Annotated in this window: 22 protein-coding genes; 12 read left to right on the top strand and 10 right to left on the bottom strand. The window is 67.7% G+C overall.

Annotated elements, in window-relative coordinates; all coding sequences use genetic code 11:
* The first annotated feature begins 16 nt into the window (after positions 1-16).
* The 9 genes from IE113_RS07875 to mazG all read left to right on the top strand — a co-directional run bounded on the left by IE113_RS07875 (position 17) and on the right by mazG (position 7841).
* Positions 17-904, top strand: a complete 888-nt coding sequence (locus IE113_RS07875) for a septal ring lytic transglycosylase RlpA family protein (RefSeq protein ID WP_229822203.1) — start codon at positions 17-19, stop codon at positions 902-904.
* Between the two features lie 52 nt (positions 905-956).
* Positions 957-2111 carry a D-alanyl-D-alanine carboxypeptidase family protein gene (locus tag IE113_RS07880; RefSeq protein WP_189540185.1) on the top strand — a complete coding sequence of 385 codons (1155 nt, stop codon included), beginning with the start codon at positions 957-959 and terminating at the stop codon, positions 2109-2111.
* Positions 2108-2737 carry a dTMP kinase gene (gene tmk / locus IE113_RS07885; protein ID WP_189540187.1) on the top strand — a complete coding sequence of 210 codons (630 nt, stop codon included), beginning with the start codon at positions 2108-2110 and terminating at the stop codon, positions 2735-2737. Before IE113_RS07880 ends, tmk begins: the two co-directional genes overlap by 4 nt.
* Complete coding sequence (locus IE113_RS07890; RefSeq protein ID WP_189540189.1) at positions 2734-3696, top strand: DNA polymerase III delta subunit-related protein; 963 nt, start codon at positions 2734-2736, stop codon at positions 3694-3696. The genes tmk and IE113_RS07890 overlap by 4 nt, the downstream gene beginning before the upstream one ends.
* Positions 3697-3722: 26 nt before the next feature.
* The gene (metG, locus tag IE113_RS07895; protein ID WP_189540191.1) at positions 3723-5282 is read left to right on the top strand and encodes a methionine--tRNA ligase; all 1560 of its coding nucleotides are present in this window, start codon (positions 3723-3725) and stop codon (positions 5280-5282) included.
* Positions 5282-6058: a TatD family hydrolase gene (locus IE113_RS07900; RefSeq protein ID WP_189540193.1), complete on the top strand. Its 777-nt coding sequence runs from the start codon at positions 5282-5284 to the stop codon at positions 6056-6058. Before metG ends, IE113_RS07900 begins: the two co-directional genes overlap by 1 nt.
* The gene (locus tag IE113_RS07905; protein WP_189540195.1) at positions 6055-6822 is read left to right on the top strand and encodes an MBL fold metallo-hydrolase; all 768 of its coding nucleotides are present in this window, start codon (positions 6055-6057) and stop codon (positions 6820-6822) included. Before IE113_RS07900 ends, IE113_RS07905 begins: the two co-directional genes overlap by 4 nt.
* Positions 6819-6983, top strand: coding sequence for a hypothetical protein (locus IE113_RS07910; RefSeq protein WP_189540197.1), 165 nt, complete (start codon positions 6819-6821; stop codon positions 6981-6983). Before IE113_RS07905 ends, IE113_RS07910 begins: the two co-directional genes overlap by 4 nt.
* 78 nt (positions 6984-7061) lie before the next feature.
* On the top strand, positions 7062-7841 hold the full coding sequence (gene mazG / locus IE113_RS07915) for a nucleoside triphosphate pyrophosphohydrolase (RefSeq protein WP_189540198.1): 780 nt from the start codon (positions 7062-7064) through the stop codon (positions 7839-7841).
* Here the strand turns inward: mazG and hflX are convergent.
* The 7 genes from hflX to dusB all read right to left on the bottom strand — a co-directional run bounded on the left by hflX (position 7818) and on the right by dusB (position 17116).
* Positions 7818-9098, bottom strand: coding sequence for a GTPase HflX (hflX, locus tag IE113_RS07920; protein ID WP_189540201.1), 1281 nt, complete (start codon positions 9096-9098; stop codon positions 7818-7820). The two genes, mazG and hflX, sit on opposite strands and share 24 nt — an antisense overlap.
* A 53-nt stretch (positions 9099-9151) precedes the next feature.
* Positions 9152-9733 (bottom strand): RNA chaperone Hfq, encoded by a 582-nt coding sequence (gene hfq / locus IE113_RS07925; RefSeq protein WP_189540203.1) that lies wholly within the window; start codon positions 9731-9733, stop codon positions 9152-9154.
* Between the two features lie 142 nt (positions 9734-9875).
* Positions 9876-11267: a nitrogen assimilation response regulator NtrX gene (gene ntrX, locus IE113_RS07930; protein WP_189540204.1), complete on the bottom strand. Its 1392-nt coding sequence runs from the start codon at positions 11265-11267 to the stop codon at positions 9876-9878.
* 17 nt (positions 11268-11284) lie between these two features.
* Complete coding sequence (locus tag IE113_RS07935) at positions 11285-13513, bottom strand: sensor histidine kinase (RefSeq protein ID WP_189540206.1); 2229 nt, start codon at positions 13511-13513, stop codon at positions 11285-11287.
* A 65-nt stretch (positions 13514-13578) separates the two neighbouring features.
* On the bottom strand, positions 13579-14988 hold the full coding sequence (locus IE113_RS07940) for a sigma 54-interacting transcriptional regulator (RefSeq protein ID WP_189540208.1): 1410 nt from the start codon (positions 14986-14988) through the stop codon (positions 13579-13581).
* Positions 14985-16085: a two-component system sensor histidine kinase NtrB gene (locus IE113_RS07945; RefSeq protein WP_229822204.1), complete on the bottom strand. Its 1101-nt coding sequence runs from the start codon at positions 16083-16085 to the stop codon at positions 14985-14987. Before IE113_RS07945 ends, IE113_RS07940 begins: the two co-directional genes overlap by 4 nt.
* A complete protein-coding gene (gene dusB / locus IE113_RS07950) occupies positions 16085-17116 on the bottom strand; it encodes a tRNA dihydrouridine synthase DusB (protein ID WP_189540213.1) in 1032 nt (343 codons plus the stop codon). Before dusB ends, IE113_RS07945 begins: the two co-directional genes overlap by 1 nt.
* Positions 17117-17193: 77 nt before the next feature.
* On the opposite strand from dusB, the gene IE113_RS07955 reads away from it, so the two are divergent.
* Entirely contained in the window at positions 17194-18345 is a 1152-nt protein-coding gene (locus IE113_RS07955) for a bifunctional 2-C-methyl-D-erythritol 4-phosphate cytidylyltransferase/2-C-methyl-D-erythritol 2,4-cyclodiphosphate synthase (RefSeq protein ID WP_189540215.1), read from the top strand.
* An 84-nt stretch (positions 18346-18429) separates the two neighbouring features.
* Positions 18430-18927, top strand: coding sequence for a CinA family protein (locus IE113_RS07960; protein ID WP_189540217.1), 498 nt, complete (start codon positions 18430-18432; stop codon positions 18925-18927).
* Here the strand turns inward: IE113_RS07960 and IE113_RS07965 are convergent.
* Positions 18888-19349: a type II toxin-antitoxin system RatA family toxin gene (locus IE113_RS07965; RefSeq protein ID WP_189540219.1), complete on the bottom strand. Its 462-nt coding sequence runs from the start codon at positions 19347-19349 to the stop codon at positions 18888-18890. The two genes, IE113_RS07960 and IE113_RS07965, sit on opposite strands and share 40 nt — an antisense overlap.
* Positions 19349-20296 (bottom strand): lipoyl synthase, encoded by a 948-nt coding sequence (lipA, locus tag IE113_RS07970; protein ID WP_373297858.1) that lies wholly within the window; start codon positions 20294-20296, stop codon positions 19349-19351. Before lipA ends, IE113_RS07965 begins: the two co-directional genes overlap by 1 nt.
* 73 nt (positions 20297-20369) lie before the next feature.
* Between lipA and IE113_RS07975 the strand changes: the two genes are divergently transcribed.
* Positions 20370-21023: a carbonic anhydrase gene (locus IE113_RS07975; protein WP_189540222.1), complete on the top strand. Its 654-nt coding sequence runs from the start codon at positions 20370-20372 to the stop codon at positions 21021-21023.
* A gap of 101 nt (positions 21024-21124) precedes the next feature.
* Here IE113_RS07975 and IE113_RS07980 read toward each other — a convergent pair whose 3' ends face one another.
* On the bottom strand, positions 21125-22570 hold the full coding sequence (locus IE113_RS07980; protein ID WP_189540224.1) for a hypothetical protein: 1446 nt from the start codon (positions 22568-22570) through the stop codon (positions 21125-21127).
* Positions 22571-22594: the final 24 nt, after the last annotated feature.

The following is a 22594-nucleotide window of genomic DNA, read 5'->3' on the forward strand; positions in this document are numbered from 1 at the left end:
CCGAAGCCTGCCGTTCATGGCCCTGATTCTGCTTGCCGCGTGTGGCGGCGGAGGGGGCGGCGCGAACGATCTGCCGCCACCGCCGCGCGCCAGCGGTCCCGCCGGGGATTACCCGATGGTGCTGGGGCCGACGTATACGGTGGAAGGCGTCAGCCACACCCCGGCCGACGTGATGAACTATGACGCAGTGGGCTATGCCGGCGTGGCCGCCGATGCGGGCGCGGGCGTATCATCCTCGCACCGCACCCTGCCGCTGCCAAGCTATGTCGAGGTAACCTCGCTCGATTCCGGCAAGACGATCCTCGTCCGGGTGGAACGGCGCGGGCCGATGACGAACGCCCGGCTGGTGGACCTGTCGCCCGCCGCCGCCGCGCAGCTGGGTCTGACTGGTGGCAAGGCGCCGGTGCGGGTGCGCCGGGTCAATCCGCCTGAACAGGAGCGCGCGCTGCTGCGCATGGGCCAGGCCGCGCCCGCGCGGATGGACACGCCGCAATCGCTGCTGGGCGTGCTGCGCCGCAAGCTGGACGGACCGGGCCTGCCGGCCCCACAGCCGGCGGCGACGCCAGTGCCGGTGCCGACACCGACGCCCTCGACCGCGCCGGTGGCAAAGCCCGCGCCCAAGGGCAAGATCCCGCGCATCGCCCCCGAAGCGCCGCCAGCGGTGGAGCGGATCACGCCGCCGCCCGCCATGCCCGCGAATGCTTTGGTAGTGCAGGTTGGCGCCTTTGGCGACCGTGCCCGCGCCGATGCCGTGGCCAAGCGCTCCGGCGGTCAGGTCAGCAAGGCCGGATCGGTCTGGCGCGTGCGGATGGGGCCGTTCGCGTCGCAGGCCGAAGCCCAGGCCGCGCTGGCGAAGGCCAAGGCGGCAGGGTATAGCGAGGCGCGAATCCAGCGCGCCAACTGACCCGCCCCTGTGGCCGGGCCGGGCGCGTTTCCGGCCCGCCTCAGGAGTGAACTTGGCCAGGAAAACCGTGCTGTTGCTGCTGGCGCTGATGCTGCCTGCCGGAGTGGGCGCCAGTGGTGCGCCCATGCCGCTGCCGGCCGCCGTCCAGCAGGCTCCGGTCGCCTTGCTGGTCGATCTCAGCGCCGGCCAGACACTCTATGCCCGCAATGCGGAGCGGCGCCTGCTGCCCGCGTCGATGACCAAGGCGATGACCGCGCTGCTCGCGTTCGATCTGATCGCGGCGGGCGAGCTGGATGAGAACGCCGAAGTCACCGTCCGTCCGGAAACCGCCGCGCAGTGGGCGGGGCAGGGGACCAGCCTTTACCTCAAGCCCGGCCAGAAGGTGCGCGTACGCGAGCTGCTGCTGGGCGTGACGACCGTGTCTGCCAACGATGCCTCGGTTGCGCTGGCCGAAGCCGCGCTGGGCAGCACGGCGGCATGGACGGCGCGGATGAACCAGCGCGCTGCCAGCCTGGGGATGCGCGGGAGTGCGTTTCACACCCCCAATGGCTGGCCCGACGGGGGCAAGACCTATGTCACCGCGCGCGACATGGTCCGCCTTGCACGGGCGCTGATCCACGAGCACCCGCAGCTCTACCGCCGCTATTTCGGCCACCGCGCAATGGACTGGCAGGGGCAGCGTTTTCCCAACCACGACCCCTTCGCCGGGGTCGTTACCGGGGCGGACGGGATCAAGACCGGCCACACGCGCGAGGCGGGCTACAACTTCCTTGGCGCGGTGGAGCGCGACGGACGGCGGTTGGTGCTGGTGGTGGGCGGCGTGCCGAGCTACGCCGGACGGGCCGAAGCCGCGCGGGCGCTGGCCGAATGGGGCTATGCCGCGTGGGACAGCCGCCCGTTCGTGGCGCAGGGCCAGGTGATCGGCCGCGCGCGGGTCCAGGGCGGTGCGGCGCGCAGCGTTCCGCTGGCGCTGGCCCGGCCCTTCAGCCTGACCGTGCCCAAGGGCACGCAGCCGCGCATCGCCACCCGCATCGTCTATGATGGCCCCGTCCCCGCGCCGATTGCCAGCGGCACGCCCCTGGGGGCACTGGAAGTGCGGATCGACGGGCGGCCCGCGCATTTCCTGCCGCTGGTCGCCTCGGAAAGCGTCGGCCGCGCCGGGCCAATCGACAGGCTGGTCAATGGGCTGCTAGGGCTGGCGGAATGACCAAGGGGAAATTCATCGCGCTTGAAGGCGGGGAAGGGGCGGGCAAGTCCACCCAGGCCCGCTTGCTGGCCGAAGCATTGCGCGCGCGCGGGCTGGACGTGGTGGTCACTCGCGAGCCGGGCGGCACCGCCGGGGCCGAGGCGATCCGCGCGCTGCTGCTCGGAACCGAGGGCGAGGGCTGGCACCCGCGGGCCGAGGCGCTGCTGTTTGCCGCCGCCCGCTCTGACCATGTCGAGCGCCTGATCCTGCCCGCGACCGAGCGCGGGGCGTGGGTGATCTGCGACCGCTTCGTCGATTCGAGCCGCGCTTATCAGGGCGGGGGCGGGGGGCTGTCCGACGCGGAGGTGATGGACCTGCACCGGATCGGCAGCGGCGGCTTGCTGCCCGACCTGACCCTGCTGGTCGAAGTCTCGCCCGAAACCGCGGCAGCCCGGCTGGACTTGCGCGATGCGGGCAATGCCGACCGGATCGGCGGACGCGGTGCGGACTATCACGCCAAGGTCTCCGCCGCCTTCGCCCGCTTTGCCGAGGCGGAACCCGCACGCTTTGCCCGGATCGATGGCAATGGCAGCGCCGAGGACGTCCACCGCGCCGTCATGGCCGCACTCGCGGGCCTGCTGCCATGACCCTGATCGGCCACGACAATGCCTGGCGCAGCTGGCGTGACGCCATGACGTCAACCCGGATGCACCACGCCTGGATTCTGGCCGGAATGAAGGGGGTGGGCAAAGGGCTGTTCGCCCGTGCCGCCGCTGCCGAACTGGTGCGCGAGGCGGGTGTCCCCCAGCCCGATCCGGCCAATCACCCCGACATCATCGTGCTGGACCACCTTCCCGCCAACGAGACGGAGGAGGAGAAGAAGGCCGAGGGCAAGCCCTATGCGGTCAAGCGCAACATCACGATCGACCAGATCCGCCGGATGCAGGGGCGGCTCAATACCCGCCCGACGCTGGGCAGCCGCCGGGTGGTGATCATCGACCCCGCCGACAGCCTGGAAACGGCGTCGTGCAATGCCTTGCTCAAGAGCCTGGAGGAACCGCCCGCCGGCACGTTCTTCCTGCTGGTCGCGCACCGGCCCGGACGGCTGCTGCCGACGATCCGCTCGCGCTGCCGCACGCTGCGGTTCGATCCGCTGCCCGCCGACGCGATCGACCGCATCCTGCGCGCCGAAGCGCCCGAGGCCAGCGCGGCGACCCGCGCCGCGGCCCTGGCAGCGGCGGAAGGATCGCCCGGCGCGGCGCTGGACTTTGTGGCGCAGGACCTGGGAGCGCTGCACACGCTGATGCTGCGGATTCTGGCGGAAGGCGACCACGGCTTCACCCTGCGCGGCGCGCTGGCCGAGGAAATCGGCGCGCGGCCTGACCGGGAGCGGCAGGTGGCCGTGTGCGAGCTTGCCCGCGCGGTCATCGCGGCGCAGTTGCCGCTGGGGGACCGCGCCCGGCAGGCCCGCGTGATTGCCGCGCACGGCGAACTCGTACGGCTGGGGGCGCAGTTGCCGACCTACAACTTCGATCCCGCCCTGGTGGCGATGGAAATTGGCGGGTTGCTGGCATCGGCCGCGATGCCTAGAGAGGCGGCTCACTGACCATTTGCGAAAGACCTGCCCCGGCCATGGCCGAACCGTTCTATATCACCACCGCGATCAGCTATCCCAACGGCAAGCCGCACATCGGCCATGCCTATGAAGCGATTGCCGCCGATGTCATCGCCCGCTTCCAGCGCCAGCTGGGCCGCGACGTGCGGTTCCAGACCGGGACTGACGAACACGGGCTGAAGATGGCGCAAAAGGCGCGCGACCTGGGCATCACGCCAAAGCAGCTTGCCGATGAAATGTCGCAACATTTCATTGATATGTGCGATGCACTGAATGTGTCTTATGATGTGTTCATCCGCACGTCCGAACCGCGCCACCATGCCGCGACGCAGGAACTGTGGCGGCGGATGGAGGCCAATGGCGATCTCTACCTCGACCGCTATGAGGGCTGGTACTCGGTCCGCGACGAAGCCTATTACGACGCTAGCGAGCTGGTCGACGGGGAAGGGGGCGAAAAGCTCTCGCCGCAGGGCACCCCGGTGGAGTGGACGGTCGAGGAAAGCTGGTTCTTCCGCCTGTCGAAGTATGCGCAGCCGCTGCTCGACCTGCTGAACGCCAACCCGGATTTCCTGCAGCCCGACAGCCGCCGCAACGAAATCCTGCGGTTCATCGAAGGCGGGCTGCGCGATCTGTCGGTATCGCGCACCAGCTTCGACTGGGGCATCAAGGTGCCGGGCAGCGACGGCCACGTGATGTATGTCTGGGTCGACGCGCTGACCAACTATATCACCGGCCTGGGTTTCCCCGATGAAACAGGAGATTACGCCAAATACTGGCCAGCCAACTTGCACCTGATCGGCAAGGACATCGTCCGGTTCCACGCGATCTACTGGCCGGCCTTCCTGATGAGCGCGCAGCTGCCCGTGCCGCAGCGCGTGTTCGGCCACGGCTTCCTGCTCAACCGCGGGCAGAAGGAATCGAAATCGCTCGGCAACGTGACCGATCCGATTGCGCTGGCGGAGCAGTTTGGGGTCGATACCCTGCGCTATTTCCTGATGCGCGAAGTCGCCTTCGGGCAGGACGGCAGCTATTCGCCCGAGGCCATCGTCACCCGCGCCAATGCGGAACTGGCGAATAGCTTCGGCAACCTGGCGCAGCGTTCGCTGTCGATGATCTTCAAGAACCTTGACGGCAAACTGTCCGCCGATCAGCCGCTGGCCGACGCGGACCGCGCCTTGCTGGCCGAAGTGGACGCCGGTGTCGCCGCGCTGAAAACGGCGTTCGAGGACCTGGCCTTCAGCGACGGGCTCGACAGCTGGATGCGCGCCGTGTTCGCCTGCAACCAGTATGTCGACGAACAGGCCCCGTGGACCCTGCGCAAGACCGATCCGGCGCGAATGGAAGCCGTGCTGATGGTGCTGCTGCGCGCCGTGCGCACGCTCGCGATCGCGGTGCGTCCGGTGGTTCCCGCCTCGGCCGACAAGTTGCTCGACCAGCTCGGCATCGCTGCCGATGCGCGCGATTTTGCGGCACTGGGCAACGCCCATTGGTTCGAACAACTGGTCGCGTCCGGCTTTACCGTGGCGCAGCCGGTCGGCGTGTTCCCCCGGCTTGAACTGCCTGCCGAGCCGGCCTGATGCTGATCGATTCCCACTGCCATCTTGAATACAAGGGGCTGGTCGAGGATCAGGACGCCGTGCTGGACCGTGCGCGCGCCGCCGGGGTGGGGGGCTTTCTTTCGATCTCGACCCGGCAGCGCGAATGGGCACAAGTCGTCGCCACGACCGAACGGCACGATGACATCTGGGCCAGCGTCGGCATCCACCCGCATGAGGCCGATGGCCACGCTGACCTCGGCGAAGCGGCTCTGCTGGCGGCGGCCGAGCATCCGCGCGTCATCGCCATCGGGGAAACCGGGCTCGACTACTATTACGATCATTCGGACCGGGCGATGCAGCAGGCGCTGTTCCGGCGCCACATCGCCGTCTCGCGCCAGACGGGGCTCCCGCTGATCATCCACACCCGCGATGCGGAGGCCGATACGGCCGCGATCCTGACCGAGGAAATGGAGCAGGGGGCCTTTCCGGCGCTGATCCACTGCTTCACCGCTTCGGCGGAGTTCGGGGCGAAAATGCTCGATCTCGGCCTGACGATCTCGATTTCCGGCATCGTGACATTCAAGAATGCCAAGGACTTGCAAGCCGTAGCCGCGCAGGTGCCTGAAGACCGGCTGCTGGTCGAAACCGACGCGCCGTTCCTGGCGCCGGTGCCGCACCGGGGCAAAGTCTGCGAACCGTCGTTCGTGGCCGATACCGCCCGGTTCGTGGCCGATCTGCGCGGAACCAGCGCCGAGGCGCTAGCAGAGGTGACCACCGCCAACTTCCTGAAACTGTTCAGCAAGGCGCGGCTGTGAAGCTGATCATGCTCGGCTCCGGCACGTCGACCGGCGTGCCCCGGATTGGCAACGATTGGGGCGATTGCGATCCGGCCGAACCACGCAACCGCCGCACGCGCGCGTCGATCATCGTCGAAAGCGCGGCCGGCAACCGCCTGCTGGTCGATACCTCGACCGATTGCCGCGCGCAGTTGCTGGCCAACGATATCGACCGGATCGATGGCGTGTTCTGGACCCACGATCATGCCGATCATTGCCACGGCATCGATGACCTGCGCCCGTTCCGCTATGGCCGCGCGGGGCCGATCCCCGGCTATGCCGTCGATGAAACCGCGCGGCGGCTGCGCCAGCGCTTCGGCTATGTCTTTGCCGGGCAGTTCGGCTATCCCACGATCATCACGCTGGAAACGCTGGACCGGCTGCGGATGTGCGCCGGGTTTGGCGTGGGCTGGTGCCAGATGCCGCACGGCCACGCGCAAAGCACCGCGTTCCGGTTCGATGCGGACGGAAAATCAATCGGTTACGCGACAGACTTCAGCGAGATCACCGGAGAAATGGTCGATCTGCTCTACGGCGTCGACCTGCTGGTATCGGACTGCCTGCGCCGTGAACCGCACCCGACGCACGCGCACCTGGGCATGGCGCTGGACCTGATCGAGGCAACGCGGGCCCGCCGGGCCGTGCTGACGCATCTCGACAAGAGCCTGGATTATGCCACGCTCAGCGCGGAAGTGCCGCCGCACGTAACGGTCGGGCATGATGGCTTGCAGGTAGAGCTATGAACACGCTGGTCTCGCTGATCGTCGCTGCTGCATCGCTGTTCCTGGCGGTGCGCGCGCTGCGCGGCGAAGGCCTGAGTTTCGAAAGCAAGGCGCGGATGGCAGCGGCCTGGGCAGTGATCATCCTGGTCGTCGCGTTCGTTGCCAGCCGCGTCATGGGGTGATGGGGCTCACCCGCCACGCTAGACCGGTCCAGCATTTAACATAATATATATTATCAATCCAACGGAGCCGCCGAACCGATGCCGCCACTCGACCGCCTCCTCCGGATCATGGCCCGCCTGCGCGATCCGCAGCACGGTTGCGATTGGGACCGCGCGCAAACCTTCGCCACCATCGCGCCGTACACGATCGAGGAAGCCTACGAAGTTGCCGACGCGATCGAGCGCAACGATCTGGCCGCGCTCAAGGAAGAACTCGGCGACCTGCTGCTGCAAGTCGTGTTTCACGCGCGGATGGCCGAAGAACTCGGCGCATTCGATTTCGCCGCCGTGGCCGATACGATCGGAGCCAAGATGGAAGCGCGCCACCCGCACATCTTTGGTGACGCTGCCGGCGAAGACCACGCACGCGAAGAACGCTGGGAACGCCTCAAGGCCGAGGAACGCGCGGCCAAGGGCGCAACCAGCGCGCTCGATGGGGTCGCCCTCGCCCTGCCGGCGCTGATGCGCGCGGAAAAGCTGCAGAAGCGGGCCGCGCGGCAGGGCTTCGACTGGCCCGATGTGGCAGCCCCGGCAGCCAAGGTCCGCGAGGAACTCGATGAACTCGCCGCCGCCGAAACAGATGCGGAACGACTGGACGAGGCCGGCGACCTGCTGTTCGCGGCGGTCAATGTCGTGCGCGCCTATGGCATTGCCCCGGAGGACGCGCTGCGCGGAGCCAATGCCAAGTTCGAACGCCGGTTTCGCGCGATGGAACAACTGGCGACCGACCGCGGCACTGCGTTTTCCAGCCTGACACTCAATCAGCAGGACGCGCTGTGGGATGCGGTCAAGGCATCAGAGCCGGGTAAAGCGCCCTAGCTCGCGCGGGTCGAGCCGCACCTGCAATCGGCGCAGCGGCCCGCGCTCATCCTCACCGGCTTCGGTTTCCGACAGGACCTCGCCGTGGGCATGCAGCCAGGCCAGCCGCTGGCCATCGCTGACCGGCAGCACGAAAGTGTGAACCTTGGCCCCCGCCGTCAGCAGCCGCCCGACCGTTTCCAGCAGATCGTCGCAACCCTCGCCCGTCAGCGCGGACAGCGGCACGACCACCTCTTCGCCGCGCGCGGCAATCTGCTCGCGCAGTTCCTCGGCGCGGTCGGGTGGCAGCAGGTCCCACTTGTTCCACGCCTCGATGATCGGCACCGTCGGCTCGCCGCCCTCGGCTTCCAGCAGGCCAAGGTCGGCCAGCACGTCGAGCACCTGGCGTTTCTGCGCCTGGGTATCGGGATTGGCGATGTCGCGGACATGGACGATCACATCAGCGGCGGTCACTTCTTCCAGCGTGGCGCGGAACGCGGCGACGAGCTGCGTCGGCAGGTCGGAAATGAAGCCCACCGTGTCCGACAGGATCGCCTTTTCCACGCCCGGCAGGCGGATGCGGCGCATCGTCGGGTCAAGCGTGGCGAACAGCAGGTCTTCCGCCATCACCCCTGCCCCGGTCAGCCGGTTGAACAGCGTGGACTTGCCCGCATTGGTATAGCCCACCAGCGCGATCACCGGCCAGGGCGCCTTTTCGCGGCGCGACCGGTGCAGCCCGCGCGTGCGGCGGACCTGTTCCAGTTCCTTGCGCAGTTTGGCCATCCGGTCGCGGATCAGGCGGCGGTCGGCCTCGATCTGGGTTTCGCCGGGGCCGCCGAGGAAGCCGAAGCCGCCGCGCTGACGCTCAAGGTGGGTCCAGCTGCGCACAAGGCGGCCGGCCTGGTAGTCGAGGTGCGCCAGTTCGACCTGCAGACGCCCCTCGGCCGTTGCCGCGCGTTCCCCGAAGATTTCGAGGATCAGCCCGGTCCGGTCGATCACCTTGCGCTTCAGCTTGTCTTCCAGGTTGCGCTGCTGGATCGCGCTCAGCGAACCATCGACGATCACCAGTTCCGCATCGCCCTGATTGCAGGCGACGTCGATGTTCTGGATCTGCCCTTCCCCGAACAGCGTGCCTGCGCGCGCCTCGCGGATGGGGATCGCGAAGGCATCGACCACTTCGAGCCCGATGGCCAGCGCCAGCCCGCGCGCTTCTTCAAGCCGCGCGGCCGTGTCCGTGCCGTGGCCGCCGCGTACCCGGAATTCCGGATAGACCACCACCGCACGGGCACCGCGCGTAACCTCGCCTTCGAGGTCTTCTCCGAACGTGAGGGTCAGGCGTCGCCTTCCTCGCCGTCCCAGTCACCGGTCAGGTCGACCGGCGACAGCGGCTGAATGGTCGAAACGGCATGCTTGTAGGCCAGCTGGACATAGCCTTCGCGCTCCAGCAGCATGCAGAACAGGTCATAAGCCGCCACGCGGCCCTGCAGCATCACGCCGTTGACCAGGAACATCGTCACCTGCACGCCCGAACTGCGCACGCTGGACAGGAACACGTCCTGCAACAGGCGCACTTTCTTGCCGCCTTCGGCGCTGCTGAACTGGCCCGCGTCAATCGGCTGGCTGGGCATGATCGTGGACACGGCGTGCTTGTAGACCAGCTGCGACTGGCCATCGCGGCGCAGCAGGATCGAGAAATTGTCGAACCAGGTAACGATGCCCTGCAGCTTCACGCCCTTCACCAGGAACATGGTGACGGGAACCTTGTTCTTGCGCAGCAGGTTGAGGAACTGGTCCTGAAGGTTCTGGCCCTTGGCGCCGCCGGTGATCGGAACGGGCGCAGCTTCGGCCGGTTCGACGATTTCAGGTTCAGGCTTGGGCGGGCGCGGGCGCGCGGTCAGCGTACGGGAAGTCATGGTTCAGCTCCTTCTTGTTGGCGACCGCTTGTGCGGTTCGCATTCTGGCTGCGCGGATCGGAAAATCCCCGCAAACCGGTATTCGAAAGCCTAGAGTAACCCGAACCGGGCCATGCTGCAACGCGGAATCAGCCGCGGTTTCTCACCCGTCGAGATCCTCCTCGTCCTCGCGCCGATCGACCATGCCGAGCAGCTTGAGCTTGCGATGCAGCGCGGACCGCTCCATCCCGATGAAGGCTGCCGTGCGCGAGATGTTCCCGGAAAACCGGCGGATCTGCACCCGCAGGTATTCCCGCTCGAAGTTCTCGCGCGCTTCGCGCAGGGGCACGCCCATCAGCGCCGAAATGCCCGAATCGCCCGCGATCCGCCCGTTCAGGATTTCCGGCGGGAGCATGTCCGCCTCGATCCGGTCGAGCCGTTCGCGCGGGGTCAGGATGATCGTGCGCTCCACCACGTTGCGCAGCTGGCGCACGTTGCCGGGCCATTCATAGCTTTGCAGCGCGGCCATCGCCTCGACCGAGACTTCCGGCGGGGCAACCCCCTGGTCGGACGCAAACCGGGCGAAGAAATGATCGACCAGCGCCGGAATGTCCTCGCGCCGTTCGGCCAGCGAGGGGATCGTCACCGGAACCACGTTGAGCCGGTAGAACAAGTCCTCGCGGAAGCGCTTTTCGGCGATTTCCTTTTCCAGGTCGCGCGCGGTGGACGACACCACCCGCACGTCCACCCGGATCTGGCGGTGCCCGCCAACCCGCACGAAGGCCTGATCGGTCAGCACCCGCAGGATCCGCGCCTGGGTGGAGAGCGGCATGTCCGCCACTTCGTCGAGATAGAGCGTGCCGCCATCGGCCATTTCCAGCAGGCCGGCGCGCACCAGCTTGCCGCCCTGCTCCTCACCGAACAGTTCCTGCTCGAACCGTTCGGGGGTGATGCGGGCGGAATTGACGGTGACGAAGGCATTGCCGGTGCGCTGGCTCCAGCTGTGGAGCAGCCGCGCGGCCACTTCCTTGCCCGCCCCGGCCGGACCGGAGATCAGCAGGCGGCTGCCGGTGTTGGACACCCGCTTCAGCGTGGCGCGGACCTGGTTGATCGCGGTGCTGTTGCCGGTGAATTCGTCGGACGTGACGAACCCTTCGCGCAGCCGGGCGTTTTCGCGGCGCAGGCGCTCGGTCTCGGTCGCCCGGGCGACCAGCAGCAGCAGCCGCTCCGCCTCGAACGGCTTTTCGATGAAGTCCATCGCCCCGCGCCCGATCGCGGATACCGCGGTGTCGATATTGCCGTGGCCGGAGAAGATGATCACCGGCAGTTCCGGTTCGCGCTGCTTGATCGCGTCCAGCACTTCCAGCCCGTCCATCGGGCTGCCGTGCAGCCAGACGTCCAGCAGGACCAGGCTGGGCCGGCGCTGGTCGATCATGTCCAGCGCGGTAGTGCTGTCGCCCGCCGTGCGGCATTCATAGCCTTCGTCGCTGAGCACGCCAGCCACCAGATCGCGGATGTCGCGTTCGTCATCAACGATCAGGATATCGAGCGCCATATTCAGTTTTCCCGCATCTATTCAGCCGCTTCGCTCGACCGCCGCTCTCCCAGCGGGTCGCGTGCGAAACGCATGGTCACGATTGTTCCGTCCGGATCGCCCGGCGCAAAGGTCATGTCGCCGCCGTGTTCCTCGACGATCTTGTTGACGATGGCGAGGCCGAGGCCCGTACCCTTTTCCCGCGTGGTGACATACGGCTCGACGATCCGTTCGCGGTCCTGCGGCAGGCCGATGCCATTGTCAGCCACGGTCACCACGACGCTGTCTCCCGCATTGCGCAGCGTCACGCGGATGCGCCCGCGATAGTCCGCATCGGCGCCCTTCTGCCGGGCCTCGATGGCTTCGGTCGCGTTCTTCAGCACGTTGGTCAGCGCCTGGCCCACCTGGTGCCGGTCGCACGCAATGATGCCGATGCCGGTATCGGCGTTGAAGGTGAAGTTGATTTCCGGCCGGGCCACTTCCTGCAGGAACAGGGCCTGCCGGGCCAGATCGACCAGATCCTCGCCCCGGAACACCGGCTTGGGCAGCCGCGCGAAGGACGAGAATTCGTCGACCATCTTGCGCAAGTCGCCGACCTGCCGGATGATCGTGTTGGTCAACTCGTCAAACAGTTCGCCGTCGGCGGTAATCAGCTTGCGATAGCGCCGCTTCAGCCGTTCGGTCGCCAGCTGGATCGGGGTGAGCGGGTTCTTGATTTCGTGCGCGATGCGCCGCGCCACGTCCGACCACGCGGCCTGACGCTGGTCGATCAGCTGGCGGGTGATGTCCTCGAACGTGATCACGTGGCCGGATTGCTCGCGCGTTGCCTTGACCGCGAGGGTTAGCAGCTCCGGCCCCTTGGAATATTGGACAATGCCGCCATTGTTGCCGCTGTCGATCAGCTGCGCGATCGGTGCGGCAACATCCGCCAGCCGCGCGCCGATCGGCGCGGGCGCGCCGGGTTCCAGCAGCAGCTTCTGCGCGGACCCGTTCATCAGCAGGATCTCGCCCGCGTTGCTGGTGGAAATGACCCCGGCCGTGACCGATTCCAGCACCGCCTCGATAAAGGCGCGGCGTTCATCCAGTTGCTGGTTCGCGCCAACCAGCGCCTGGGTCTGGCGCTCCAGTTGCTGGGTCATGCGGTTGAACGCACGGTTGAGCAGGCCGACCTCGTCCGCCCCGGTGCGTCCTTCGACACGCATGGAGAAGTTGCCCGCCCCCACCTCGCGCGCGGCATCGACCAGGTCATAGAGCGGCTTCACCTGCCGGTCGGCAAAGCGCAGCGCGAACCAGATCGACAGGCCGACCAGCGCCAGCGAAGCCGCGAACAGCGCGACGTTGATCTGCAGCTGCAGCACCCGCGCCCGCTTGGTCAGCACGTCATAGGCCAGCACGATGTTCTGCGCGCGCTTGCCCTGGCTGAAGGCCAGCAGATCGGACTTGCGGGCGGTGTAGAGATAGATCCCGGCGCGCTGGTCGATCGGCGTGACTGCCTCGATCCGGTCCGCCTTGGCGCTGGTGACGATGGCCACGCCGCTGTCCAGCTTGCGCAGGATGTCGGCGGAAACCTGCTCGGACAGGGGGTTGTCGCCGCGCGCGAACGCCGCCTTGCGCAGGATGCCGTCGTTGCCCTTTTGCAGGATGGTGGATTCGTTGATCTTCCGGTGCACCACCTGATATGAATAGTATTCCGGAAACGCCGGGCTGCCGAGCGACTCCTGGCTGAGGAAGTCCCGCAGATCCCCCGCCATGGCGAGCGATTCATACTCCATGTCGCGCTGCGTCTGTTCGTAATAGCCGCGCGCCAGCTTGTTCGCGTTTTCCAGCAATCCGCGCGAGTTGTCGGAGAACCAGAATTCCACGCCGTACTGGAACAGCCACGAGGCAAAGATCACCACCAGCAGCGTCGGAATGGCGGAAATCAGCGAAAAGAAGAACACCAGGCGGACGTGGAGCTGCCCTGCCCCGCCCTTGTTCGCGGCCGCGCGCTGCAGCGCCAGGCGGCGCCCCAGCAGCACCAGGATCGCCATCGCCGGAACCAGCGTGCCGACCAGCAGGGTGGCGGTCAGCTCGGTCGGCATCATCTGCCCGCGCTTGGCCTGCGCGGCGACGAGATACCAGGTCAGCCCGGTCATCAGCAGAAAACCGAGGACCGAGGCAATTTCCATGATCGCGAAGAAGTTGGCGCGGCGCGCGGCAATCTGCACCCGCCGCCACCAGCGCGGCCAGGCCCGGTTCCTGTCGGAAAGGTTGCGCACGGCATCCATCGTTGCGCTGTTACAACACTACTGTTGCAGGAATGCAAGGCGCATTCCGCCAGAACGTCGCCAGCTTACGACAAACGATGCAGATCCGCCGGATCGATGTCGAGTTCGTGCAGCCGCTTGCGCAGGGTGTTGCGGTTGATCCCCAGCAATTGCGCCGCGCGCAGCTGGTTGCCCGCCGTCTCGCGCAGGGCGTGCAGGAACAACGGTCGCTCGAACGCCGCCAGCGCCGCGTCATAGACGTTACCGGCGGAGGGCCGGTGGGTGGCCAGCCAGTCCGTCACCGCCCCGTCCAGACCGGAACCGATCGCCTCGCCCTCGTTGCGTGCGGTTTGCGCCAGCAGCGGAGCGACGCTCTCCGCATCGATCAGCTCCTCGCGCGCCAGCAGGGCAAGCCGGTAGATGAAGTTGCGCAGTTCCCGCACGTTGCCGCGCCACGGCTGGCGCGACAGCAGCTCTGCCGCATCGGCCGCCAGCTGGTGGCGGGGGAGCCCCTCGCTCATCGCCAGTTGCAGGAAGTGCCGGGCCAGCGCGGGCACGTCATCGGCGCGTTCACGCAGCGGCGGCAGGGTGATCGGCACCACGTTGAGCCGGTAGAACAAATCTTCGCGGAAGGTTCCCGCCGCGATCATCGGCTCGAGGTCGCGGTTGGTCGCGGCGATGATCCGCGCGTCGACCTTGATCTCCTCGCGCCCGCCGACCCGATGAATGGTGCCCGATTGCAGCGCGCGCAGCAGCCGGGTCTGGGCCTGCATCGGCATGTCGCCGATTTCGTCGAGGAACAGCGTGCCGCCATTGGCCTGCTCGAACTTGCCGATGGAGCGCGCGACCGCGCCGGTGAAGGCGCCCTTTTCATGCCCGAACAGCTCGCTCTCGATCAGCTCGGCGGGAATCGCGGCCGTGTTGACCGCGATGAACGGCCCGGCGCGGCGATGGCCCAGCTGGTGGATCGCCTCGGCCACCAGTTCCTTGCCGGTGCCGCTTTCGCCCAGCACCAGCACGGTCAGGTCGTTGCGCAGGACGCGCGTGATCATCCGGTACACCGCCTGCATCGCCGCGCTGCGCCCGACCAGAGGCAGCCCGGCCACGGGGGCTTCCTCGTCCGGACCGGTGCGCGCCGCGCTGCTGCCCACGGCCTGCCGGACCGTGCGGGCCAGCTCGTCGATGTCGAACGGTTTGGGGAAATATTCGAACGCCCCGGTATCGCTGGCGCGCACCGCGGTATCGAGCGTGTTCTGCGCCGACAGGATGATGACCGGCATGTCCGGCGCGAGTTGGCGCACCCGGCCAATCGTCTCGATCCCGTCACCGTCGGTCAGCATGACATCCGTCACCAGCGCCTCGAACGGCTGGTTGGCGAGCAGCCGGTCCCGGTCGGCAATGCTGTCGCAGCGGGTTACGGCAAACCCTTCGGCTTCCAGCGCGGCGGTGATCACGATCGAGATCGAGGGATCGTCCTCGACCAGCAGCACGGTCATGCCTGTTCTCCTGCGGCTGCATCGCCGCGCCTGTCGCCGCGCCGCTCCACCGCCATTGGCAGATGCACGCGGAAATGGGTCCAGCCACCCGCCTCGTCGCGGTCGTGGCCGATCCGCCCGTTCATGTCGCGCACCAGCCGCCGCACCAGCGCAAGGCCAAGGCCCTGCCCGCTCTTCTTGGTCGTCACGAACGGTTCGAACACGTGTTCGCGCATGGCCGGATCGATGCCGGGGCCGTTGTCTGACACGCGCAGCTCGATCGGCAGGCGCACCGGCTTGCCATCCTCGCCCGCGTGCAATTGCAGCCCGCTGGCAAAACGGGTGCGGATGATGACGTTCGGCAGGCTCGCCCCCCGGCAAGCGTCGACCGCGTTGGCGATCAGGTTGATCAGCACTTGCACCAGCGCATCGGGATTGCCCAGCACCGGCGGCAGCGAGGGGTCGAACTCCTCGATGATCTGCGGCGCGCCGCCCCCGGCCTCGATCACCGCGCGGGCGCGGCGGACAGCTTCGTGGAGGTTGCACGGCGTCACCGGCTGCGGCGTGCGGCGCGACAGCGACTGCATCTGGTCGATCAGCTTGGCGATGCGGTCCACCTCGTCCGCGATCAGCCCGGTCAGCGCCAGGTCGCCGCCCTGCACCTTGCGGCCCAGCAGCTGCGCCGCGCCGCGGATGCCCGCCAGCGGGTTCTTGATCTCATGCGCCAGGATGTCGGGCGCGCGCAGCACGCTGTCCTCGCCCGCGCGGGGATCGTCGCTCATCGACTGGGCGCCGCTGATGTCGTTGAGCGTCAGCACCTGCCAGCCCGGCTGGTCGATCAGGGGCGCGGCCGTGACGTCAAGCCGCCGCGGCCCCTGCCCCGGCACGATCACGCTGGTCGCGCGGGCCGACACTTGCGCGTCGGTTTCCAGCAGGCGGGCGGCCAGACGCGGTTCCTCGAACCGCAGGAGCTCCGTCAGCGGACGCCCCTCCAAGCGGCGCAGGCTCTGCCCCAGAAACTGTTCCGCCGCCGGATTGGCCGCCGCGATCCGCTGCCCCGGGGCCAGCACGACCACGGCCAGCGACAGGCTGGAAAGCTGCCGCTGCGCGTCTGCCATCATGCCGCCGCGCGTTGCAGGGCGGCGCGTTCCAGGAACGGGTCGTAGAAATCGCGCAGCGCCTGCATCACGGCCTGCGGATCGTCGATGAAGTTCACGCCGTTGCGGAAATTGGCCGAGCCGTGCAGCCCGCGCGTGTACCAGCCCAGATGCTTGCGGGCCATGCGCACGCCGGTATCCTCGCCATAGAGGTCCAGCATCCACTGGTAGTGTTCGAGGATCAGGTCGAGCTGCTGGTCCAGCGTCGGATCGGCGAGTTCCTGCCCGGTCTTGAGCCAGTGCATCACCTGCGCCAGCAGCCATGGCTTGCCATAGGCCCCGCGCCCGATCATCACCCCGTCCGCGCCGCTCTGTTCCAGCGCGGTGGCGGTGTCCTCCACCCCGCAGATGTCGCCATTGACGATCACCGGGATCGAGACGGCTTCCTTCACCCGGCGAACGAAGGCCCAGTCGGCGCTGCCCTTGTAGAGCTGGTTGCGGGTGCGTCCGTGAACGGTCACCATCTTCGCGCCAAGGTCTTCGGCAATCCGGGCGAGTTCCGGGGCGTTCAGGCTGTCATGACACCAGCCCATCCGCATCTTGACCGTGACCGGCACCTTGACCGCCTTCACGGTCGCCTCGATCAGGCGGGTGGCCAGCGGCAGGTCGCGCATCAGCGCCGATCCGGCATCGCCGTTCACGATCTTGCGCACCGGGCAGCCCATGTTGATGTCGATGATCGCCGCGCCGCGATCTTCCGACAGCTTGGCGGCTTCGGCCATCTGTTCGGGCACGCAGCCGACCAGCTGCATCGAGACCGGCTCTTCCGCCGGGTCCCATGCCGCCTTCTGCACCGACTGGCGGGTTTCGCGGATCGCGGCGGGGCTGGCGATCATTTCGGTCACGTTGAGGCCGGAGCCGAACCGGCGCACGAGGCGGCGGAACGGCAGATCGGTAACCCCGGTCATCGGGGCGAGGATCACCGGGCAGTCGATCTGGACCGGGCCGACCTGGATCGGCGAGAGGCTGGGCGGAACGGGAAGCGTGGTCATTGCGGGGCGTGCCTAAAATTTGGGCAGCACATAGGGAATTGCCGCGCGCTCGGCAAGGCTTTACCCGCAACGCCAGCATGACAGACCAGACGCCTCCCCTGAACGATGTTGCCGCCGTGATCGTCGCGGCCGGTGCGGGCCTGCGCGCGGGCCAGCCAGTGCCCAAGCAATTCGCCCGGTGGCGCGGCAAGCCGGTGGTGCGCCACTCTGCCGAAACGCTGGCCGCCGCCGGGATCAGCCCGATCGTGGTCGCCATTCCCGATGGCGCACACGACGTTGCCGGAGCGGCCCTGGCAGGCATTGCCGGCGTGCGGCTGATAACGGGCGGCGCGACCCGGCAGGAATCGGTGCGCCGCGCGCTTGAGGCCCTGGCGGATGCTGCCCCCGGCGCGGTGCTGATCCATGATGCCGCCCGCCCCGTTCTGCCCCGCGCGGTGATCGACCGGCTGGTGAGCGCGCTGGCGGCTCAGCCCGGCGCCATCCCGGTGCTGCCGGTGGTGGACAGCCTGTGCGGTGCGGATGGCGCGGTGATGGGCGCCCCTGCCGCGCGGGAGGAATTGCGCCGGGTCCAGACCCCGCAGGCGTTCCGCTATGCCGATATCCTGGCAGCGCATCGCGGCTGGCGCGGCGCGGACACAGCCGGTGACGATGCACAAGTCGCCCGCGCGGGCGGACTGGCCGTGGCGCTGGTCGATGGAGACGAAGCCTTGCACAAACTGACCTATGCCGCCGATTTCGCCGCCGATCTGCCGCCGATGCGGGTCGGCACCGGGTTCGACGTCCACCGGCTGGCCGAGGGCGAGGAAATGTGGTTGTGCGGGGTGCGGATCGATCACACCCACGGGCTGGCCGGGCATTCGGATGCCGACGTGGCGATCCACGCGCTGGTCGATGCGATCCTGGGGGCGATTGGCGATGGCGATATCGGCAGTCACTTCCCGCCCAGCGATCCGCAATGGCGCGGGGCCTCGTCCGACCGGTTCCTGGTCCATGCGGTGAAACTGGCGGCGACGCAGGGCTACCGGATCGGCAACGTCGATGTGACGATCATCTGCGAAGCGCCCAAGGTCGGCCCGCACCGCGCCGCGATGCGCCAGCGGCTGGCCGGACTGCTGGACGCGCCGCTCAGCAGTGTCAGCGTCAAGGCCACTACGACCGAACGGCTGGGCTTCACCGGGCGCGGCGAAGGGGTGGCCGCGCAGGCCGTGGCGACCCTGCTGCGCGACTAACCGATCGGCCATTGGCGTTTCCGCTATGGATTCCACCGCAAAAGCGGTGCAAGCGCGCGGCCGAATTCAATTCCAGGTGCTGAAATGTCGATTCTCCCCGCTGATATTGCCGAACTCGCGGCGCGCGTGATCGCGGAAAACCGGGCGGCGGGCCGCACAGTCGCGCTCGCGGAGAGCTGCACCGGCGGCCTCGTTGCTGCCGCGCTGACCGAAATCGCGGGGTCCTCGGCCGTGCTCGACCGGGGCATGGTCACCTATTCGAACGAGGCCAAGCAGGAACTGCTGGGCGTGCCGGTGGACATCATCGACACCTTCGGGGCCGTTTCCATCGCCTGCGCATGGGCCATGGCGCAAGGCGCGCTGAAGCGCAGCCGGGCCGACGTGGCCGTGGCGATCAGCGGAATTGCCGGCCCGGACGGCGGATCAGCGCAAAAGCCCGTTGGAACCGTGGTTTTCGCCCGCGCGATTCGCGGACAGGATGAGGAAGACGCCCTGGCCGAGGAGCGTCTGTTCGAAGGCGCCGACCGCGACGGCGTGCGCCATCAGGCCGCGCTGGTCGCGCTCGAACTGCTGCTGCCGTAAAGCTGCTCGGCCCGTTCCTCGAACGCGCCGACCATCTTGCGGAACGCGCGGTCGAAATACTGCCCGGCCAGCCGTTCGAACATGGCGTTGCGGAACGTGAACGACACGTGGAAGTCCACCTCGCACCCGCCGCCCTCGACGTCGCGAAACTCCCACACGTTGTCCAGATCGCGCATCGGCCCGTCGACGTAGTGCACCTTGATCCGGCGCGGACGCTCCTTGACCACGCGCGAGGTGAACTTTTCGCGCAGCGCCTTGAAGCCGACCAGCATGTCGGCAACCATTTCCGTTTCGCTGTCGGACTTCACCCGCGTCGCCACCACCCACGGCAGGAATTCGCCGTAACGGGCGACGTCCGCCACCAGGGCGAACATCTGGTCCGCGCTATAGGGCAGGCGGCGGGTTTCGCTGATCCCCGGCATCAGCCGCGTTGTGCGGCCTTGGCGAGCTGCGCTTCCCGCGCGGCGCGCATTTCGCGGAAATCGTCGCCCGCGTGATAGCTGGACCGGGTCAGCGGGGTCGCCGCGACTTGCAGGAAGCCCTTGGCCCGCGCAATCGCGCCATAGGCGCTGAACGCTTGCGGGGTGACGAAATCGATCACCTTGGCGTGCTTGGGCGTGGGTTGCAGGTATTGCCCCATGGTCAGGAAATCGATCCCGGCGCTGCGCATGTCGTCCATCACCTGGTGGACTTCCAGTCGCTCCTCGCCCAGCCCTAGCATCACGCCGGACTTGGTGAAGATCAGCGGGTTGTGGCGCTTCACCTCTTCCAGCAGCCGCAGCGAGGCGTAATAGCGCGCGCCGGGGCGGATCGTGGGATAGAGCCGCGGGACGGTTTCGAGATTGTGATTGTAAACGTCCGGCCCCGCCGCGACGATGGCTTCCACCGCCGCCTGCATCTTGCCGCGAAAGTCCGGCGTCAGGATTTCGATGGTGGTCTGCGGCGTGGTGCGGCGCAGCGCCTCGATCACCTTCACGAACTGCCCCGCTCCGCCGTCCGGCAGGTCATCGCGGTCGACCGAGGTGATGACGATGTGTTCCAGCCCCAGCTTGGCCGCCGCCGTGGCGACGTTTTCCGGCTCCAGCGGATCGACCTTGCGCGGCATCCCGGTCTTGACGTTGCAGAACGCGCAGGCGCGGGTGCAGACATCGCCCAGGATCATCACCGTCGCGTGCTTCTTGGTCCAGCATTCCCCGATGTTGGGGCAGGCCGCTTCTTCGCACACGGTGTTGAGCCCCAGGCCGCGCATCAGCTGGCGGGTCTCGCCATAGCCCTTGCTGGTCGGGGCCTTGACCCGGATCCAGTCCGGCTTGCGCTGGCGTTCGGGGCGGGCAACCGACTCGCCAGTGGGAGCGGGCGCGTTCGTCATGTCGTTCATGGCGCCCACTTAGGCGCTTGCCCCCGCACTTGCCAGAGGCAATCTGGAACGGCATGGGGACCGCATGACTGACAGCTACTCCCCCGAACTCGACCGCCTGATCGCCGGATACCGCCGCTTCCGCGAAACCGGCTGGAGCCCGAATCGGGAGCGCTGGGCCACTCTGCGCGACGGGCAGCAGCCCGAAGTGATGGTCATTGCGTGCAGCGACAGCCGCGTTGACCCGGCCCAGATCTTCGATGTCGATCCGGGCGAGATCTTCGTGGTGCGCAACGTCGCCGCGATGGTTCCCCCGTTCGAGACGACCCCCGGCCACCACGGCGTGTCCGCCGCGCTGGAATTCGCGGTGCAGGTGCTGAAGGTCAAGGAAATCGTGGTGATGGGCCACGGCATGTGCGGCGGCTGCAAGGCCGCGTTGACGCGCGAACTACATGGCACCGAACCCGGCGAAGGCGGCTTCATTGCCGATTGGATCGCCCTGCTCGACGAAGCGCGCGAACCGGTGATCGCCCAGCACGGCACCGAAGGCCGCGTGGCCGAACGCGCCATGGAACAGGCCGGCGTTCGCGTGTCGATCCAGAACCTGCGCACCTTCCCCTGCATCCGCCGCAAGGAACGCGACGGCGAGCTGAAACTGCGCGGCGCGTTCTTCGCCATCAGCGATGGCGTGCTCCACGTGCTGGACGAGGAAACCGGCGATTTCGGTCCGGTGAGCTGATCGTCGCGGTTCGTTTTTGCGATCCCGTCACCCAGCACCACCAACGCAAAAGGGCGGCAGTTTCCTGCCGCCCTTCGCATTTCAACCGGTAACCCGCCCGATCAGGCGCCGTTGACCACCTTGCCAGAGGCGAGGACCGCCCACAGCTTGGCCAGCGGTGCGCGCGGACCATCGACCTTGGCAAAGGCAGCCTGCGCTTCGGCAGACTTGCCCTGGGCCAGCAGGGCGATGCCCAGGCGCAGGTTGGCGGCAGCGGCATCGACGCCCGGCTTGGCCAGCGCGATCGCGTAGAGGTCCGCCGCCTTCTCGTTCATGTCATAGCTGAGGAAGGTGTCAGCCGCGATCATGGCCGTGCGCGCGGTGGCGTTGGCGGCGCGGGCGTCCTTTTCCAGCCCCGGCAGGGTGGCCTTGTCCGGAGCGACGCGACGCTGCGCTTCGGCCAGCGCGTCACGCACGAACGGATCGGTCGCGTCGAGCGCCTTCACCGCCAGGCCCTGATTCACCACCTTAACCACTTCGCCCGGGAACAGCACGCCGGCCTTGCCGACCGCCGACTGCAGGTATTCGATGTATTCGCGCTGGGCCGACTGGGTGTTGCTCTTCAGCGCACCCGCGCGGTCGAGCAGGCGCGACACGTCGATCGCGTCGTTCGAGCCGTAGTTGGCCTTTTCGCGCACGATCTGCGCGGCGCTGATCCAGTTGAACTCACCCGGATAGCTGTCGAGGCGCAGGGTCGCCCATTCCATCGATTCCGCGGCCAGCTTGGCCGAGTACGACATCTGCACACCGCGATCGAGCCACTCGGCCGGAACCGGCTGGCCGGCGGCCTTGGTTTCCTGCACCAGCGCCTTCAGCGTGGCCAGGCCCTCGGCGCGCTGGCCGCCGTTGTACTGGGCTTCGGCCAGCAGCGTCTTGGCGCTGGCATCGGTGTAGCCGTTGGCAATGGCCGACTGCAGCGCGGTGGCCGCACCGGCGTAATCCTTGAGGTCATAGGCCAGGCCGCCGACGAAGTAGTAGTACTTCGGGACGTTGGCGGCCGGCAGCTTGCCGCTGGCCAGCATCGCGTCGAGACCCTGACGCTGCAGCCCCTTGTCGAGCGCGATGTTGCCAAGGTCCAGCGCGAACTGGCCGGCGAACAGGCGGTCATCCTCGATCTGCACCTTGGTGAAGGCATCGGCGACCACGGCCTTTTCCGCGGCCAGCAGGTTGCCGAGGTCGGCGACCGACTTGTCATAGGCGGCCTTGGCGGCTTCGCGGGCCGAGCGGCCCTGCGCGGCGCGATAGGCGCTTTCCATGGTGGTCACGTTGGCCTTGGCAGCGACCACGTCGGGGCGCTTGCCCGCCTTGTCGATGGTGTCGCGGGTAGCGATGTACACGGGCGTGAAGGCCTTGGACGGCGCAAGCTTGGCCTGCTTTTCGTCCTTCTTCTTCTTGTCCTTCTTTTCCTCGGCCATCGCCGGATTGGCGATCAGACCGGCACCGGCCACGGTCGCCAGACCCAGCGCGAGCGCATAGGCGGGACGGGTCAGGAACGAGGTGCGGATCATGGGCAGTACTCTCCTTGGGCAACC

The sequence above is a fragment of the Novosphingobium arvoryzae genome, from assembly GCF_014652615.1.
GTDB lineage: Bacteria > Pseudomonadota > Alphaproteobacteria > Sphingomonadales > Sphingomonadaceae > Novosphingobium > Novosphingobium arvoryzae.

Bases quoted from the DNA above. Each gene is read 5' to 3' on its own strand.
- hfq (WP_189540203.1), bottom strand. From the start codon at position 9,733: ATGACTTCCCGTACGCTGACCGCGCGCCCGCGCCCGCCCAAGCCTGAA.
- IE113_RS07960 (WP_189540217.1), top strand. From the start codon at position 18,430: ATGTCGATTCTCCCCGCTGATATTGCCGAACTCGCGGCGCGCGTGATC.
- IE113_RS07900 (WP_189540193.1), top strand. From the start codon at position 5,282: ATGCTGATCGATTCCCACTGCCATCTTGAATACAAGGGGCTGGTCGAG.
- IE113_RS07975 (WP_189540222.1), top strand. From the start codon at position 20,370: ATGACTGACAGCTACTCCCCCGAACTCGACCGCCTGATCGCCGGATAC.
- IE113_RS07955 (WP_189540215.1), top strand. From the start codon at position 17,194: ATGACAGACCAGACGCCTCCCCTGAACGATGTTGCCGCCGTGATCGTC.
- metG (WP_189540191.1), top strand. From the start codon at position 3,723: ATGGCCGAACCGTTCTATATCACCACCGCGATCAGCTATCCCAACGGC.
- IE113_RS07890 (WP_189540189.1), top strand. From the start codon at position 2,734: ATGACCCTGATCGGCCACGACAATGCCTGGCGCAGCTGGCGTGACGCC.
- IE113_RS07965 (WP_189540219.1), bottom strand. From the start codon at position 19,349: ATGCCGGGGATCAGCGAAACCCGCCGCCTGCCCTATAGCGCGGACCAG.
- IE113_RS07945 (WP_229822204.1), bottom strand. From the start codon at position 16,085: ATGGCAGACGCGCAGCGGCAGCTTTCCAGCCTGTCGCTGGCCGTGGTC.
- IE113_RS07875 (WP_229822203.1), top strand. From the start codon at position 17: ATGGCCCTGATTCTGCTTGCCGCGTGTGGCGGCGGAGGGGGCGGCGCG.
- IE113_RS07940 (WP_189540208.1), bottom strand. From the start codon at position 14,988: ATGACCGTGCTGCTGGTCGAGGACGATCCCTCGATCTCGATCGTGATC.
- dusB (WP_189540213.1), bottom strand. From the start codon at position 17,116: ATGACCACGCTTCCCGTTCCGCCCAGCCTCTCGCCGATCCAGGTCGGC.
- tmk (WP_189540187.1), top strand. From the start codon at position 2,108: ATGACCAAGGGGAAATTCATCGCGCTTGAAGGCGGGGAAGGGGCGGGC.
- IE113_RS07910 (WP_189540197.1), top strand. From the start codon at position 6,819: ATGAACACGCTGGTCTCGCTGATCGTCGCTGCTGCATCGCTGTTCCTG.
- lipA (WP_373297858.1), bottom strand. From the start codon at position 20,296: ATGACGAACGCGCCCGCTCCCACTGGCGAGTCGGTTGCCCGCCCCGAA.
- ntrX (WP_189540204.1), bottom strand. From the start codon at position 11,267: ATGGCGCTCGATATCCTGATCGTTGATGACGAACGCGACATCCGCGAT.
- IE113_RS07980 (WP_189540224.1), bottom strand. From the start codon at position 22,570: ATGATCCGCACCTCGTTCCTGACCCGTCCCGCCTATGCGCTCGCGCTG.
- mazG (WP_189540198.1), top strand. From the start codon at position 7,062: ATGCCGCCACTCGACCGCCTCCTCCGGATCATGGCCCGCCTGCGCGAT.
- IE113_RS07935 (WP_189540206.1), bottom strand. From the start codon at position 13,513: ATGGATGCCGTGCGCAACCTTTCCGACAGGAACCGGGCCTGGCCGCGC.